Here is a 16,149-nt window from a genome sequence, read left to right on the forward strand (position 1 = left end):
CTCAACGCGTCAGAGAGTGGGTGTGGATGGCGTCAGCCAGAACATCAACCGTATCGATGATTGGGACGGTTTGGGGCAGATCGCGGGTGAGTAGGGAGAATTCGGAACAGGCTACAAACAAAAGCTCCGCACCCCGGTTCGAGAGTTCCTCGGCTGCGGAAGACAAGACCTCGAGCGTTTCGTCGGTTGGTCCATCCGCCTTGATCCGCCGGATAGCGCCGAGCATCTTGTCTTCATTCTTTGGCCACAGCGCGGCAAATCCGACCCGCTTCAGCGGAGCGTCGAACACGCCGACCTTGCGCAGCGCTGGCGAAGAGAGGATACCCACGCGACTGCTGGAAGGCAGGTCATTGGCTGCTTTCTCGACAGACAGATTCACCATGTTCAGGAAGGGGATAGCCACTGCCTGCTCAATCTGCACGGCGTAGTGATGGGCGGTGTTGCACGGCATCGCCAATGCGCTTGCCCCCGATTGTTCAAGCTTGCGGGCCATGTCGGCTAGGACCGGCCCCGGATCGGCCCCGGTTCCATCAATCAGATGTGCGATGCGCGAAGGCACCTGAGGGTTCATGTCGATCAACAGCGGCAGGTGATCGGCGTCATCCGTCGCTTGTACCGTAGCCAGCACGCGCTGCTGCAACAGGATTGTTGCCTCGGGGCCCATTCCGCCCAGTATGCCTGTAACACGCGGTTTCATTCAAAGACCCGATTGCTGGTAATCACCACCGACCTTTACAGGCTGACCCAGCGATCCGCGTGATCGAAGGCAAAATCATAGCCGAACAGGCCGACTGAGCCCCCGGTATGGAGGAATACCACGCGTTCATCCTTGAACGTGCCCTTGCGTGCCAGATCGATCAGACCTGCGGCACCTTTTGCGGAATAGACCGGGTCGAGCAGGATGCCTTCAAGCTCGGCAAACATACGGATTGCCTCAATCCCACTCTCGGTGGGCAGGCCATAGCCTTCGCCCACATAGTCGGTGTTGGCCATCACATTTTCACGCTGCACCACGTCCGGGCAGCCGAGTTTTTCGGCGGTTCTGCAGGCCAGATCATAAACCATCTGCTCTTGCTTGGGTTGCGGGGCGCGGGTGCCGATGCCAAGCACCGGAATGCCGGTGTTCATGGCGCATAGCCCTGTGACCAGACCAGCCTGCGTGCCCGAAGATCCGGTGGCATGAACCACACGATCGATCTTGAGGTCGGCGTTGTTGGCCTGGGTGACAAGCTCCAACGCGCAGTTTACGTACCCCAATGCACCGGTCGGGTTGGAACCGCCGCCGGGGATAACATAGACTTTGTAACCTTCTTCCCGCTTCTTTTCCGCTGCGCGCTCCATCTCGGCCGGCATGTCGTGGCCGCCGGGAAATTTTTCGGTCGTCGCGCCGTGCAGGTGGTCCAGCAGGACGTTGCCGTTAGTGTTGTAATTTGCGTTGTTGTAGCTGGTGCGGTCTTCCAGCAGGATGTGGCATTTCAAACCCAATCGAGCGGCGAAAGCAGCCGTTTGACGCGCATGGTTCGACTGGGTTGCACCTTGTGTCATCACCATGTCCGCGCCCTGTTCCAATGCCTCGCCGAACAGAAACTCCAGTTTGCGGGTCTTGTTACCGCCCGTCGACATGCCGGTGCAGTCGTCCCGCTTGATCCACAGATCGACGCCCAGTGCGTCAGACAGGCGGTCCATCCGTTCAAGCGGTGTCGGCAGATGGGCGAGAAAAACGCGGGGAAAACGAGAAAGATGCATCAAGCTGTCCTGAACTGGACCCGGCATAAGGTTCTGAACCGGCGTGCTATGCCAGCCAAGGCACGACGCGGGCTGCTGGGTGGGTTTCGGGTTTTTGTGTGCCACCTGAGATCAAGCCGCACGGTCAAGCCTAATCACCGCGTTCGGACCCTCTCGGTCAAGCGCCCTGCCATCGGTTTCGAAAAAGCCGGAAGATAACTTCGATATTGCGCGCGGCGAGGGTGGCGGCTCATTCAGGCGGTGCCGGAATGGTTCGGAAGTCGTCATTCAGCCAGGGAAAGCGCGATATCATTGGCTCGGTTACATGCTGACGGATCAGATTTTGCAACGTGTTATGGATCAGTCGTGTGGTGGTCGACGGATAGACGTTGGTCGTGAACAGGGACACCGTGCGTGCAAAGCTTTTGCCGGGAAATGGCAGGGCGCGGGTGTTTTCATGAAAGCGACGCGCGCGATAATAGCTGGCGGCCGTCGTGATCGTCCAGCCGCTGCCACCGGCGACAAGCCCGATAATGGATTGGTTGCATTCAAGTTCGAACCGGTTGGGCAGGTTGATCTTGCTGCGGGTCAACTGAATCTCGATGAGTTTGCCGATGGTGTGATCCCGCGAGTAGCGCAATAGCGGCAACGTGTTATCCGATCTGGTCAAATCCTCGACCGGCCCCTCATACGAGGGCGGCAAAATGATGATGAAGGGATCACGAAGCAGGGGAGACTCCATTAATCCCTCAAAATGGTCCGGGGGTCGGGTTGCAACGCCCGCATCCAGCTTTTGGGATTGAAGTTTATCGAGAATCTCGTGGCTGGGGCGGGTGAAGTGACGAAAGCTGCAACGTGGCAGGCTTGCCGAGAGGTGTCGAAACAACTCGGGAGCGACCCGGCTGTCGAAATCGTCGATCAGGCCCAATCGCAGATCCGTTGCGTGTTGCCAACTGCCCGAGCGTAGCTCGGCCTCGCCGCGTTTGAGGGCCATCAGGCCCTCGTGCACATGCCGGGCAAACACCGTGCCCGCAGGTGTCAACCCCATCGGTCGGCGGCTATGATCCACGAGGTCCACATCCAGCGCCTTTTCGAGGCTGCGCAGATGATTGGATACCGTGCTGATTGACAAACCGGTTTCGGCAGACACTTTCTGGATTGACCCCAGTTTGGAAATCAGTTGGAAGACCTCCAGCCACCTTAGGCTGAGCGATTTTTTTGTCACTGAATGCTCCCAATACCCTCTAGACCATAAGTCAAAAGCGAAACAAAGTTTCGCTTTTTCCGCAACAAGTATTTTGATTTACCAATTCAACGTTCAGGGACTATGGTTTTTTTTACTGTTCCAGAGTTCGCACGTTAACAAAAATCGGACAAACGGAACCAGCAGGGAGAAAATAGTCAAAATGATCAAAAAATATCTGCTCACGACGGCCTATGCCGGGATTGCAGCCATCACCGCCACACAAGCCGCAGCGCTTGATGAAATAACGGTTGCGTATTTCTTGGAGTGGCCGATGCCGTTCCAATATGCGAAGGCGAACGGAACCTACGAAGAAGAGCTTGGCGTCAAGATCAACTGGGTGTCCTTCGATACCGGGACTGCGATGTCTGCAGCGATGGCCTCGGGCGACGTTCAGATCGCGGTCAGCCAGGGTGTTCCGCCTTTCGTGGTGACCACCTCGGCCGGTCAGGATATCCAGATCGTCGATGTGGCTGTCAGCTACTCCGATAACGATAACTGCGTTGTCGCGGAAGCTCTTGAGATCGACAAGACCAATGCGGGAGAGCTGAACGGCAAGAAAGTCGGTGTCCCGATCGGCACTGCCGCGCATTACGGATTCCTGTCGCAGATGAGCCATTTCGGCGTCGACATCGGCTCGATGGAGATCGTGGACATGGCGCCAGCAGATGGCGCAGCAGCTTTCGCGCAGGGCAACCTCGATATGGTCTGTGGTTGGGGCGGCGCACTTCGCCGTATGACCGAACATGGCAACATCCTTCTGACCGGTGCAGAAAAGGAAGAAATTGGCATTCTGGTATTTGATGTCACCAGCGCCCCTGCAAGCTTCATCGAAGAAGAGCCGGAGCTTCTGTCCAAGTTCCTGAAAGTAACCGCGGATGCCAACGCGAAGTGGAACGCGGGCGACAGCAAAGACGAAATGCTGCCGGTGATCGCGAAAGATGCCGGTATGGACCCGGCTGATGCCGAAGCCACAATCGCCACCTTCACCTTCCCGTCGGTCGACGATCAGCTGTCCGAGAAATGGCTGGGCGGTGGCGCGCAAGACTTCATGAAAGGTGTCGCCAACGTGTTCGTGTCGGCAGGCAGCATCGAATCCGCACTGGATTCATATGATGGTGCCGTCAATGCCGAGCCACTGACCGCTGCGCAGAACTAAATCACGCAGGACATTTCATGCGACCGGCCCCGGTTCGGGCCGGTCGTCAGCTATGAAAGCAGGAAGGAGGCAGGATGCCTGAACTGGACATTGTAGATTTGTCCATGCGCTTTGACTTACCCAACGGCTCGTCGGTACAGGCTCTACAGGATGTTTCGCTCAGCCTTAAAGAAGGTGAGTTGATGTCCGTCCTTGGCCCATCGGGTTGCGGTAAGACGACGTTGCTGAACATCGTTGCAGGATTTCTGGCACCGACATCTGGCAAGATCGAACTGAACGGCCATCTGGTCGAAGGTCCGGACGCTGAACGCGGGATGGTGTTCCAGAAGGGCGCCTTGTTCGAATGGATGAACGTGCGCGAAAATGTCGAGTTCGGCCCGCGCATGAAAGGTATGCCAAAGGCTGAACGGGACCAGATTTCCGACCATCTGCTCGAGGTCGTGGGACTGCAGGATTTCAAGGACAAGGCGGTTTATGAGCTGTCGGGCGGGATGCAACAGCGTGTTGCGCTGGCCCGGTGTCTGGCCAACGAGCCGGACGTTATCCTGATGGATGAACCGCTGGGCGCGCTGGACGCGCTGACCCGCGAAAAGATGCAGGGTCTTGTCCTTAAGCTCTGGAAGGAAACGGGCAAGACAATCATTCTGATCACCCACTCGGTCGAAGAGGCCCTACTGCTGGGCGAGCGGCTGATCGTCATGGCACCCAGACCGGGGCGTATTCACCGCGAATACAATTTGCCTTTTGCCGAGCGTGGCGTGAATGCCGACCTGCGCGATGTCAAGAAATCCGAAGGATTTGCGGAAAAACGTGATGAGATCCTCTCGATGATCTGGGAGATGGAAGAAGAAATTATGGGTCGGACGGAGCAGGCGTCATGATTGTACTTCTCTTTTATATCGGCCTGTTCGCTGGTGCGTTCTTCATTGTCTACGCGATGCGCCGCGGTCTGCAGTCGCGTCAGGATTTCACCAGCCTGAAAACGGTGACCTTCGGTGATGAAAGCGCCGTGCGCTCCGACAGGGCGGCATCAATCATCTCGGTTCTCGTCATCTTCGTGATTTGGGCGGCATTCACAGGTTCCAAACTGTTCCCTATCCACGTTCCCGGTCCTTTCGTCGGCGACACAAAATTCACCTACACGCTTGAGAATGCGGATGGCAGTACGGATGATGCGACGGTCTTCGTGCGCGTTCCGGCCTTTGGTGAAGAGGCAGAGAAGTTCGAGGTGGAACCCGGCAGCGGGTTTGCCAAGGATGATGCCTTTGCCGCGCCAGCAGGTCGGTCTTCGACCATCCTGTTCGACAAGAATGATGAAGCCAAGCGCAAGGAAGGTGCAAAGATCGTCGCGATCAACGGCACGCCCATTGGCGAAGGGGATAAGGTTGATACAGGTGATGGCACAGTATCGCTGACCGGAAAGGGGGCCATCAGTTTCACCCCCAAGCAAGGCCTGCAGATGAACCCCATCTGGCTTCCGGCGCCGGAAACCGTTGTTTCCCGGTTCTTTGAAATCGCCAATGAAGGTTATCAGAACTTCTCGCTCTGGGAGCATCTGGGCTGGTCGCTGGCACGCGTCATTGCCGGATTTATAGCGGGTGCGCTTGTGGGTATTCCCTTGGGGTACGCGATGGGTCTGTCCGGCTGGTTCCGCGGTTGGTTCGATCCGATTGTCGAGTTCATGCGCCCGGTGCCTCCATTGGCGTTGATCCCGCTTGTGATCATCTGGTTCGGCATCTGGGAGACCGGCAAGATCGTTCTGTTGTTCCTCGCCGCGCTTTGGATCATGACCATTGCCGCAAGGGCCGGTGTGTCCGGTGTGAATATTTCGAAAATCCATGCGGCATATTCGCTGGGGGCATCGAAATGGCAGATCATGCGGTATGTGATCGTGCCCAATTCATTGCCCGAAATCTTTACCGGCGCGCGGGTGGCGATGGGTGTCTGCTGGGGTACTGTTGTTGCGGCGGAACTGGTCGCAGCCCAGAAAGGTGCCGGGATGATGATCATCGCAGCGTCCAAGTTCCAGCTGACCGATATCGTCATAATGGGGATCGTCCTGATCGGGGTGATCGGCTATGGCATCGATATCCTGATGCGCAAGGCAGAGAACTGGCTGGTGCCCTGGAAGGGCCAAAGCTGACGCCCGTCCTTCCCGTGGCGATTGCAAAATCAGGCTGCCCCCGGCCAAAGTCGGGGGCAGTTCTTTTGTACGCACATGGCGGAAGTTGGTTTTGTCCTGCATTTGACTGAAGGAAAAACTGTCCTGTTTCCATTCTTACGGCCAACTCCGGAAACAGGCCGATTCAAAAGCACTTCAGATGTTAGAGCTCGTGCGCCCAAGGCGGGTTTGCCCCTGCGCGCGAGACAGTAACGGCAGCGACCTGCGCCCCCAACTGCAGCGCGGCGCGCAGGTCGTCGGCTGACAAGCTACGCAAGGCAGATTTGCTGAGATGACCAGCCCGGTCGAGCGCGGCCAGTACACCTGCGTTGAAGGTGTCTCCGGCACCCACGGTATCTACCACCACCTCAACTTTTTGGACAGGCACTGAAACCTCTGTCCCATCAGCGAGATAGCCGGTCGCGCCATCCCCACCTTTGGTCACGATAACGACAGCCGGCCCGGCGCGAAACAACAGCGGGATTTTTTCCGCATGGCCTTCGGGGCCGGGGACGATCCAATCAAGATCTTCGTCGGACACTTTGATCACATCGGTCTGCGCAATCATTCGGTTCAGGCGCGTGCGGTATCGGGTCTGATCCTTGATGAATCCGGGGCGAATATTGGGGTCCAGCATCACAGCGCGATCCGCGCGATGGCGATCAAGCAGGGCGGCATAGGCATCGGCACAGGGTTCGCACGCGAGGCTGATTCCGCCGAGGTATAACGCCGAGATCCCGGGCAGTTGATCCGGCATATCTTCGGGCAGAAGCATTCGACCCGCCGAGTTTTCATCCACAAAACTGTATGTGGCCTGCCCGTCCTTCAGTTCCACGAAGGCAAGTGTTGTCGGGCGGTCTGCACGGATAATGTGGGTGGTCGCGACATGGCTGCTCTGCAAAGCGGCGATTAGCTGTTCTCCGAACATATCGATCGACAGGCCTGTCAGCAGTCCTGTCCCGACACCCAATCGGCCCAATGCGATCGCGGTGTTGAAGATGGCGCCGCCTGAATGTGGAACAAACCCTTTCTCGCCAGAAACCGTTGGTTCGGCGATCATGTCGATCAGAGCTTCCCCGCAGCACAGGATCATTCTGCTATCCTCTTACCCGTCAGAAAGCGCGGTCTACCTACCGTGCCAGCGCATTCTTACAGAAGTTGTTAGCGCCAACAATGCCAAATTCATCCTGTTCCGAAACATAAAGGTTCATGCCCCGCCGCAGTTCGTCGAACCGCCCACCAGCGTTAAAGGCCCGCAAGAAATCCTGCCCAAACAGCCAGCGGTTCTTTTCCGCCACGCCGCCGACCAGAAATACGCCTCCCTCAGGCACGAGCGCGACTGCAAGATCACCCATGATGGCGCCCAGATGCTCGGTAAACATGCGGGCCGCTTTGACCGCGCAGGCATCCGAACCATCTTGCGCAGCCCGAAGGATGTCTTTGGCCGAACGGGTTGCGGCATCGGTCCGGCCTTCGGTCATCTCAATGGCTTGATAGAGGATCGGCAACCCAGTCCCGCTCAGGAACATCTCGGCTTCAATGACAAGAGTATCGTCAAAAAAGCACTCGGGAGCGATCCGCCGCGCGGCATTGAAGACCTCGACCTCATCGAGGTGGCGCGGCGACAAACCCATATGGCCGCCTTCACCGGAAACGGTATGAAAGTGGCCTTCGGAATAGAGCAGGGCGCCAACGCCCAACCCGGTCCCCGGCCCCACAACCAGTCGCGTTCCAAGAGGAGGGGAGGCCTCGCCCTGCAAGACTTCAACATCATGCTCATCGATTTCGGCCACGGACCATGCGGCGGCCGTAAAATCGTTGATCACGAAGGTGTGGTGGGCGCCGGTGGCTTTGGCAAGTTCGGTCTCGGACAGGTCCAGATTGGCATTGGTCAGGCGAATGGTGCCGTTCTGAACGGGACCGGCCCCGGCAGCAACGACGGCACGTGGCTGGGTGCCGATCTCGTCGCACAAGCTGTGCAACGCCTTCTGCAAATCGGTCACGGTGCCGGTGGGGTGCTTGCGAAGATCGGTCAGTTCCCCCTCGGTCACGACGCCCAGCCTGGTGTTGGTACCGCCGATATCGGCGACAAGGTTCCAATGCGCGTGTAGGCCGCCCGTGGGGCGAACCCACGGGGCGGGCTGCTTTCCGTTGGTAACTAGAGAAAGCAGAGAATCCGATGTGCTTTCATCACCACAGGCAAAGAAAGCCCCCCGCACTGGCAGGCTCTCATTCGCGGCGCCGATCAATGCGTCCAGATGAGCGGCAAATCGTTCTTTGCTGGCTGGGCAAGTTGCTATGTAAAGGGGCACCGTACCGGTGTGGTCACGTACGATACACTTCAACAGGTTGAGCGTATCGCGTCGGGCATCATCTTCAAAAGACAGACCACACCAATCGACCTTCACAGTGATCTCTTCGAAGTCTTTTTGCCACCCTTCGGGAAGATGCGGCCCAAATGTGTTTAGCAGGTCTTCCGGGTAGTGTTTGTTGAAGATAGCGTTCAGAACAGTAACAAATCCTGGGTTAGCAATGCTGCAATCAACGCCCACGTTCTTAAGTCCGTAACTGCGCATCATCGCACAGGCTTGGCCGACTGCCAGTAAATGATGATGAACACTACGTGCCAGAGCACGAAACTCAGGCGGCCGGGTCGCTAGGCGTTGATCTGGTAAAAAACCTGCTTTGGGGGCCATGTTGAACATGTGACCGCCCAATCTGGAGACAACGACTTCAGCAAAGTTTACAAACTTGTCGGCAACAGCCCGGTTACGCCATCCTCCCAGATCGTCCAGCGCATCTGGAAGCACCTCGCTTTCAAGCGTAACACACGGACGCATTCCTAGTTCCAGTATCGTGTCGACCCGTCGCTCGTAGGTGTCGAGCATCCCGATATCCGGCGTGCGCCCGTCTGGCACGATATCAACCCAACGGATCGGAATGCGATACATGTCTAACCCGTTGGCTGTTTCAGCCGAGGCAACCCCACCGAAAAGGAAGCCATCGGGAAAATCTGAACGCGTGTATTTCATTGTCGCAACCTGCTGGAGCCATCACCTGCGTCACGCCCTCTATCAGGTTATGTTAGCGGTATCTAGTTTTACGATTGATCTGGGTTGCGCTTTCGAAACAGCACGTCACAGGCATCAATCGGCAGGCCATTCCAGACCACGGGAAATGCGTTGTAGTTGATCAGCACCTCATGTGCTTGCGTTTCGCGCCGTCGCAGCCCTGCGGGCATGGGGCAGAGGGCAAGACTGGTTTCCAGTGCAGCCATGGCAATGACGCGGTCCCAGAGAGCTTCATCCGGAAACCCCGCCAGATACCAAAGGCCCTCGTCGCCCTGCAACGCCGGGGTGCCATCGGCAAAGGACAGCAGGCTTTGAGCTGAACCAGACAAGCGTTCAACCCAGTGCTCCGCATGGCCGCCCCCATCGACGGCGCGGGCAACGCCGGGCGGCAGGGTTTCGATCAGGTCGACATGGGCGCTGAGACCGTCGAGACCCGGGCGCCCGGCTTCAGGGATCAGAAAATCTTCGGTGATCGCACCGCTACGCGGGCCCAGTATGGCCAGATTACAGCCGCGCGACAGTCGCTGCTCAAGATCGTCCAGCACGGCCAAACCCGGTGCGAGGATCAGGTTATAGTGCGTTTCGCCAACTTTGGTCCGGGAAACGAAATCCACAGACAACCCGGCACGTCGCAGCGCGCGATAGGCCGAAAACACAAGCCGGAAATAATCGAACCCGGCACCTTGAGGCTGGGTTGCCCACGCCCAGTCCGATGCATAGTCGAACACTATCGCAACTTGGGCGCGTGCGGGTTGAACCTCGCCCAACGCGGCCAGATCATCGGCGGTCTGGCGCGCCTCGGCCAATCCGGGCGCGTCGTCGCCATGTGGTGTCAGCAGACCGGCATGCATCTGTTCCTGCCCGAACGGAGCTTGCCGCCAGCGGAAATAGCTGACCATTTCGGCGCCGTGCGCCACCGCCTCAAGCGACCACAGGCGGACCATGCCGGGCAGGGGGGCCGGATTGTAGGGCGCCCAGTTCACGGGGCCGGGTTGTTGCTCCATCACCCACCAACGACCACGACCGACAGCGCGATAGAGGTCGTGATGAAACGCCTGCATGTCCGGATCGCCCTGCTGCAGAAACGCGGTTTTGTGCGCCTCATCCGCTTCCAGACGATCCGACAGGAAGCCAATCGGGTAGCTGTCCCATGTGGCGATGTCCAGATCGTCTCCAACTTCGAAATGATCGAAATCCAGAACGCGCCCCATATAGTTGTGCAACAACGGGGCGTCCGTCAGAGGACGCAACTCATCGACCTGAGCTTTGTTGAATGCGACCACTTGATCCGAGCTGAATCGACGGAACGCAAGGACCTGAGCCGGGTTGGGCTCGGTCACGGTCAGGTTCGGCAGCCCGATCTGGTCGAAGCTGTTGTATTCCATCGACCAGAACACATTGCTCCACGCGGTGTTCATTGCGTCAATCGAGCCGTAGCGCTCGATGAGCCAGCCGCGAAACGCTGTCAGCGCCGCGTCGCTGTAGCTGAGGGTCGTATCATGGCAGCCATATTCGTTATCGATTTGCCATGCCGAGATATGCGGGTTGCGGCCATAGCGGGTGCCCATGATCTGCGCGATCCGTGTGCATTCGGCGACGTATCCGGGATGGCTAAAACAATAGTGCCGACGCGAGCCGAACTTGCGCGGATGGCCTTCGGCATCCACGGCCAGCATGTCTGGAAACCTGTCCAGCATCCAACGCGGAGGCGTTGCCGTAGGGGTGCCCAGCACGACTTTCAGCCCCGCAGAGCCCAGGGTTTCAATCGCGCGATCCAGCCAGTCAAATTGCAGATCGCCCGGAGTGGGCTCCATTCGGCTCCAGGCAAATTCACCGATCCGCACCCATGCCAGGCCGGTTTCGACCATATGCTCTGCGTCTTTGGCCCAGTTCGCCTCGGGCCAGTGTTCGGGGTAATAGCAGACGCCAAGTTCCGGCTTCATAGGATAACTCTGTGCTCCGCTTGACCTTGTCCGACATCGAAGGCGGCAAGGGTCATGCCATTGATCGGGTTTTTCCCGAGCGTGTCGACATCCAGCCCCTGTCGGGCTGTGGTACAGAACAGGGTGGTCAGCCCGTCCCCCCCAAAGCTCGGACACGAGGTGTGTTTGGCGTCGAAATCGACCGCCTTCAGAAACTGCCCATGCTGGTCGTAGGCCGCAACCCGACCCGCACCCCATTGGGCAATCCAGATATTGCCGCTGCTGTCGACAACGGCCCCGTCTGGATTCAGACCGTCGTCCTGCAGGTCAAGGAACAGGGCAGCCTTGCCGACGGGCCAGCCGGTCTGCGCATCCAGTTTCCAGCGCATGACTTGCCTAGTCGCGGTATCGCTGTAGTAGGCGCAGGATCGGTCCGGAGCAAAACATATCGCGTTCGAGATGGTCACGTTCCGCACCAAAGCCCGGAACTCTCCTTTCCAATAGCGGTAGATCGATCCGGCGTTGGCTTCGGCGTTTTTGCCCATGGTGCCAATCCAGAAGCCACCCCACGGATCGGCACGACCGTCATTGGAGCGGGTCACCGGATTGTCGGCTTCCAGCGGGACAACAAGGTCTTTGGTCTGGCGCTCAAGCTCAAATCGCCAAAGGCCGGTTTCCGATGCGACAAGCAATGTATCGCGGGCAACCCAGCCTGCGGAGGAGACGTGCTCGTCAAATTCCCAAACACGCGCCTTGTTGTTCTCGATGGACATCAGGCGTTTACCAATGATGTCGAACCAGAAAATCTGCTGCCGTTCGGGGTGCCATAGCGGGCCCTCACCCAACTCGCAGGGGCGGTCGTCATAGATGTGGCTCATCCAACGGCCCCATCGTATGCGGCGACGATCTGTCGAGCGCGGTCAGAAATTTCAGCAACCGGCATACCCGGTTTATAAAGCGCAGACCCAATTCCGAAGCCATCGGCGCTGGCCTTGATCCACTGGCCAAAATTCTCTGGGCCTGCGCCGCCCACGGCATAGACCTGCGTACCTGGCGGCAGTATCGCACGTATTGCGGCCAACCCTGCAGTTCCGGCCATCGATCCGGGGAAAAGCTTCAACCCGGTCGCTCCGGCCTGCAATGCGGTGAAGGCTTCGGTGGGGGTGAAGACACCCGGCCAGCTTTGCAGCCCAAGCGTAACAGCGCGTTGGATCACCGACACATCGCAATTCGGCGAAACGATCAGCTTGCCGCCGACACCTGCAACAGCCTCAACCTGTTCGGGGGTCAGTACGGTGCCTGCGCCGACAAGCGCCCGATCGCCGAATTCCGAGGCGAGGATGCGGGTGCTCTCCAGCGGGTCGGGAGAGTTCAGGGGCACTTCGATCCGGTCAATACCCGCCTGCAGCAAGGCGTGCCCAACCGGCTTTGCCTCATTGGGCGTCAGTCCGCGCAGGATGGCGATGATGGGACGGCTCATGCGGTTTGCCTCGTTAATGTTCTGGCCTGTGCCAGCCCTGCAAGAGTTGTGGTGGTGGCATCGGCGGTCTCGACGAAAGCGCCTTGCTGCTGCAGAGCGGCCGCGTAGGCTTTGGTCAAGCCTTCCGAGCCGATGACTGCCAGTTGTTGACCCAGCCAATAGGGTCGAGCGGCTGCAAGCTCCGCGCCGATCAAGAACCCTGAAAGACGGGCTCGGGCGACGCTCTTGTTCTGACCATGCAGCAAATCAGCGGCACGTAGCGCAAAGAGCCGCGCTGCAAGCTGTTCGGGTTTCGACAACGTATCGGCTACGGCGTCGGTAAAGCTTGCTTCGTCCCACCCATCATCAATCGAATGCCGCAGAACGGATTGCCCGCGCAGCAGATCGAACAGCTCGCCGGTCATGAAGGTCCGAAAGCTGACGGCCTCGCCAGCGCTGATCTGCGCCCATTTCGTATGGGTGCCGGGCAGACAGATGACGCCGTCCCAATTTTGATGCGTGCTGAGGAACCCTGCGATCTGGGTCTCTTCCCCGCGCATCACGTCGGGAGGGCTGTCTTGTTTCAGCCCCGGAACAACGAAGGCCCGAATGCGCGGATCGGTGTTTGGAACACGAAAGGGGACGACCGGGATTGGCTCGGACGGCACGGCGGAATAGGGCGCCTCGACCCAGCCCTGCCGTGCACCAACCATACCGCAGGCGATCACATCCACCGGGTTCGCAGGTAGCCAGCCTTCGATCAAAGCCATGAGTGCAACCTGGAAATCACCGCCAGCCGTGCGGGACATGCCATCCTGAGACGCGGCCTGGTCCAGAACCCTTTCACCCTGCATGGCCCAGGCACGCAGATGAGATGTTCCCCAATCGACAGCGATCCACTCGATATTCATAGCGTCACCCGGTACCCACAACGCCGCCGTCGACGACCATGCACTGTCCGGTCATCGCGCGACTCGCGCTCGAAGCCAGAAACAGGGTCGGCGCGATCATGTCTTCGGGCGTCAGATGCTCTTTCAGGCATTGGCGATCCATATGCGCGGCCAGATCTTCGGGCGTCGCCCACATGTCCAGCTGTTTCTGCGTCAGTACCCATCCGGGGGCCAGCGCGTTGACGCGGATGTTCTGAGGTCCAAGCTCGCGTGCCAACGAGCGTGTCATACCGGTGATTGCCGCGTTTGAGCTGGTGTAGATCGGATAGCCTGCGTTTCCCATCATGTAGCTGATCGAACTGAAATTGATGATCGACCCGCCATTGTCCTTCATCTGGCGCGCGGCTTCCTGACAGGCGAAGTAATAGGCTTTGAGGTTCACCTCGATCATCCAGTCCCAAAAGTCAGAGGTCGTTTCTTCCAGCGAGTGACGCTTGTCATTGGCCGCGTTGTTGACAAGAACGTTCAACGGGCCGTGGGCTTCGGCGGCTTTGGCCATGGTGGCGTGCAACAATTCGGTGTCTGTCATGTCGCCCTGCAAGAACAAGGGTGCGCGGCCATGCTTGTCACGCATTTCGTCGACAAAAGCACTCGCATCCGACCGTCCGATGAAGGCCACGTGCGCACCTTGGGCCATGAAGCCGTCGGTTAGCGCGGCGCCAACGCCCGATCCGCCGCCGGTAATATAGACGGACGCGCCGCGCAGATCCTGAAATATAGCAGGTTGGGTCATCAGTGGCTCTCTCTCGTCACAAGGCGCGTGTCTTTGCCCACAAGGAAATCGAGGTCCGCGCCGCGATCGGCTTGCAGCACGTGGTCGATATAGAGTTTTGCATACCCACGCGTATAATGCGGATCGTCCGGTTGCCACAGGGCACGGCGGGCGTCCAGTTCCTTTTCGTCAACCAACAGCTCCAATTCACCTTTGCTGGCGGACACTCGGATGCGGTCGCCGGTTTTCACCAAAGCCAGAGTGCCGCCTGCCTGAGCTTCGGGGCTGACATGAAGGATAACTGTCCCGAAGGCGGTGCCAGACATGCGCGCGTCCGAGATGCGGATCATGTCGCGCACGCCCTGTTTCACCAGCTTTGCTGGAATTGGCATGTTCCCGACCTCGGGCATCCCCGGATAGCCCTTGGGGCCGCAGCCCTTTAGGACCAGAATGGTCTCGGGTGTGACAGGCAGGTCGTCGCGGTCGATATTGGCTTTCAGGTCCTCGATGCTGTCGAAAACATATGCTTCTGCCTCAGTTTCCAGCAATGCGTCTGTTGCTGCCGAAGGCTTCACGATGGCCCCGTTCGGGGCAAGGTTGCCGCGCAGAACCCGTAGACCCGCAGCAGGTTTCACCGGATCGTCGAAGGAGTGAATGACATCTGTGTTGAAACACTCAGCCCCTTCATAATGCGCCGAGATATCCTTGTTCAGAACGGTTGTGGCCGGACGCAGGAAGGACTTGAGTTCGTTCAGAACCACCGGCACACCGCCTGCGTAACAGAAATCCTCCATCAGGTATTTGCCAGAGGGCATACAATTGACCAGCAGGGGGATTTCTGACCCGATTTCAAAGTCTTTCAGCGTCAGATCGACGCCTACGCGCCCTGCAAGCGCAAGCAGATGAACCACCGCATTTGTTGATCCTCCGACGGCCGCATTGGCGAGGATGGCGTTTTCAAAAGCTTCCTTGGTCAGAATGTCCGAGGGTTTGAGGTCTTCGTCTACCATCTCAACAATCCGCTTGCCGGTCAGATGCGCCAGCGCCATGCGGCGGGCATCAACGGCGGGCAGGGCGGCGTTGGTGGGCAGAGACATGCCCATCGCTTCGACCAGCGAGGCCATGGTGCTGGCGGTTCCCATGGTCATGCAGACGCCCGCGCTGCGGGACATGCCGGATTCCGCGTTCATGAAATCCTGGAGCGTCATCTCTCCGGCACGAACGGCTTCGGAAAACTTCCAGACATCGGTCCCCGAGCCGATATCCTGACCCCGGTATTTACCGTTCAGCATCGGCCCGGAACTGACCACGATCGACGGCAGATCGACCGAGGCTGCACCCATCAACTGCCCCGGCGTGGTTTTGTCACATCCGCCCAGCAGAACAACGCCGTCAATGCCGTAGGCGCGGATGGATTCTTCGACATCCATGGCCAGAAGGTTGCGGAACAACATGGCGGTGGGTTTCATCTGGGTCTCGCCCAGTGACATGACCGGGAACTCGACTGGAAAGCCCCCGGCCTCCCAAACCCCGCGTTTGACGCCCTCGGCCAGATCACGCAGGCCTGAGTTACAGGGCGTCAGTTCTGACCATGTATTGCAGATGCCGATGATGGGGCGCCCATCGAAAGCATGATCGGGAAAACCCTGGTTTTTCATCCACGACCGGTGGATGAACCCGTCCTTGTCGAGTTTTCCATACCAATGTTCTGAACGGCGTTTCTTGGTCATTTTGGCGGTGCTTTTCT

The 16,149-nt window shown here is 58.5% G+C and carries 14 protein-coding genes; 3 read left to right on the top strand and 11 right to left on the bottom strand.

Going from position 1 to position 16,149, the window contains the following annotated elements; genetic code table 11:
* Nucleotide 1 precedes the first annotated feature (1 nt).
* The 3 genes from RA27_RS21570 to RA27_RS21580 all read right to left on the bottom strand — a co-directional run bounded on the left by RA27_RS21570 (nucleotide 2) and on the right by RA27_RS21580 (nucleotide 2,950).
* Nucleotides 2-697, bottom strand: coding sequence for an amino acid racemase (locus RA27_RS21570; protein ID WP_039543861.1), 696 nt, complete (start codon nucleotides 695-697; stop codon nucleotides 2-4).
* Nucleotides 698-732: 35 nt separating this feature from the next.
* Complete coding sequence (locus tag RA27_RS21575; protein ID WP_039543994.1) at nucleotides 733-1,746, bottom strand: D-cysteine desulfhydrase; 1,014 nt, start codon at nucleotides 1,744-1,746, stop codon at nucleotides 733-735.
* A gap of 229 nt (nucleotides 1,747-1,975) precedes the next feature.
* Entirely contained in the window at nucleotides 1,976-2,950 is a 975-nt protein-coding gene (locus tag RA27_RS21580; protein WP_039543863.1) for a LysR family transcriptional regulator, read from the bottom strand.
* A 181-nt stretch (nucleotides 2,951-3,131) separates the two neighbouring features.
* Between RA27_RS21580 and RA27_RS21585 the strand changes: the two genes are divergently transcribed.
* The 3 genes from RA27_RS21585 (at nucleotide 3,132) to RA27_RS21595 (ending at nucleotide 6,270) form a co-directional block, all read left to right on the top strand.
* Nucleotides 3,132-4,127, top strand: a complete 996-nt coding sequence (locus RA27_RS21585; protein ID WP_039543864.1) for an ABC transporter substrate-binding protein — start codon at nucleotides 3,132-3,134, stop codon at nucleotides 4,125-4,127.
* A gap of 74 nt (nucleotides 4,128-4,201) precedes the next feature.
* Nucleotides 4,202-5,008: an ABC transporter ATP-binding protein gene (locus RA27_RS21590; protein WP_039543867.1), complete on the top strand. Its 807-nt coding sequence runs from the start codon at nucleotides 4,202-4,204 to the stop codon at nucleotides 5,006-5,008.
* Nucleotides 5,005-6,270, top strand: coding sequence for an ABC transporter permease subunit (locus RA27_RS21595; RefSeq protein ID WP_039543869.1), 1,266 nt, complete (start codon nucleotides 5,005-5,007; stop codon nucleotides 6,268-6,270). Before RA27_RS21590 ends, RA27_RS21595 begins: the two co-directional genes overlap by 4 nt.
* Nucleotides 6,271-6,451: 181 nt before the next feature.
* Here RA27_RS21595 and RA27_RS21600 read toward each other — a convergent pair whose 3' ends face one another.
* The 8 genes from RA27_RS21600 to RA27_RS21635 form a co-directional block, all read right to left on the bottom strand.
* Nucleotides 6,452-7,381: a carbohydrate kinase gene (locus tag RA27_RS21600; RefSeq protein ID WP_039543873.1), complete on the bottom strand. Its 930-nt coding sequence runs from the start codon at nucleotides 7,379-7,381 to the stop codon at nucleotides 6,452-6,454.
* A 37-nt stretch (nucleotides 7,382-7,418) separates the two neighbouring features.
* Nucleotides 7,419-9,320: a family 1 glycosylhydrolase gene (locus tag RA27_RS23350; RefSeq protein WP_052265435.1), complete on the bottom strand. Its 1,902-nt coding sequence runs from the start codon at nucleotides 9,318-9,320 to the stop codon at nucleotides 7,419-7,421.
* A 68-nt stretch (nucleotides 9,321-9,388) separates the two neighbouring features.
* Entirely contained in the window at nucleotides 9,389-11,302 is a 1,914-nt protein-coding gene (locus tag RA27_RS21610) for a beta-galactosidase (protein ID WP_039543876.1), read from the bottom strand.
* A complete protein-coding gene (locus tag RA27_RS21615) occupies nucleotides 11,299-12,159 on the bottom strand; it encodes an SMP-30/gluconolactonase/LRE family protein (RefSeq protein ID WP_039543879.1) in 861 nt (286 codons plus the stop codon). The genes RA27_RS21610 and RA27_RS21615 overlap by 4 nt, the downstream gene beginning before the upstream one ends.
* On the bottom strand, nucleotides 12,156-12,761 hold the full coding sequence (locus tag RA27_RS21620; protein ID WP_039543881.1) for a 2-dehydro-3-deoxy-6-phosphogalactonate aldolase: 606 nt from the start codon (nucleotides 12,759-12,761) through the stop codon (nucleotides 12,156-12,158). Before RA27_RS21620 ends, RA27_RS21615 begins: the two co-directional genes overlap by 4 nt.
* Nucleotides 12,758-13,651: a 2-dehydro-3-deoxygalactonokinase gene (locus RA27_RS21625; RefSeq protein WP_039543884.1), complete on the bottom strand. Its 894-nt coding sequence runs from the start codon at nucleotides 13,649-13,651 to the stop codon at nucleotides 12,758-12,760. The genes RA27_RS21620 and RA27_RS21625 overlap by 4 nt, the downstream gene beginning before the upstream one ends.
* Before the next feature lie 4 nt (nucleotides 13,652-13,655).
* Nucleotides 13,656-14,423, bottom strand: coding sequence for an SDR family oxidoreductase (locus RA27_RS21630; RefSeq protein WP_039543886.1), 768 nt, complete (start codon nucleotides 14,421-14,423; stop codon nucleotides 13,656-13,658).
* Nucleotides 14,423-16,132 carry an IlvD/Edd family dehydratase gene (locus RA27_RS21635; protein WP_039544000.1) on the bottom strand — a complete coding sequence of 570 codons (1,710 nt, stop codon included), beginning with the start codon at nucleotides 16,130-16,132 and terminating at the stop codon, nucleotides 14,423-14,425. Before RA27_RS21635 ends, RA27_RS21630 begins: the two co-directional genes overlap by 1 nt.
* Nucleotides 16,133-16,149: the final 17 nt, after the last annotated feature.

It is taken from the genome of Ruegeria sp. ANG-R, assembly GCF_000813985.1.
GTDB lineage: Bacteria > Pseudomonadota > Alphaproteobacteria > Rhodobacterales > Rhodobacteraceae > Ruegeria.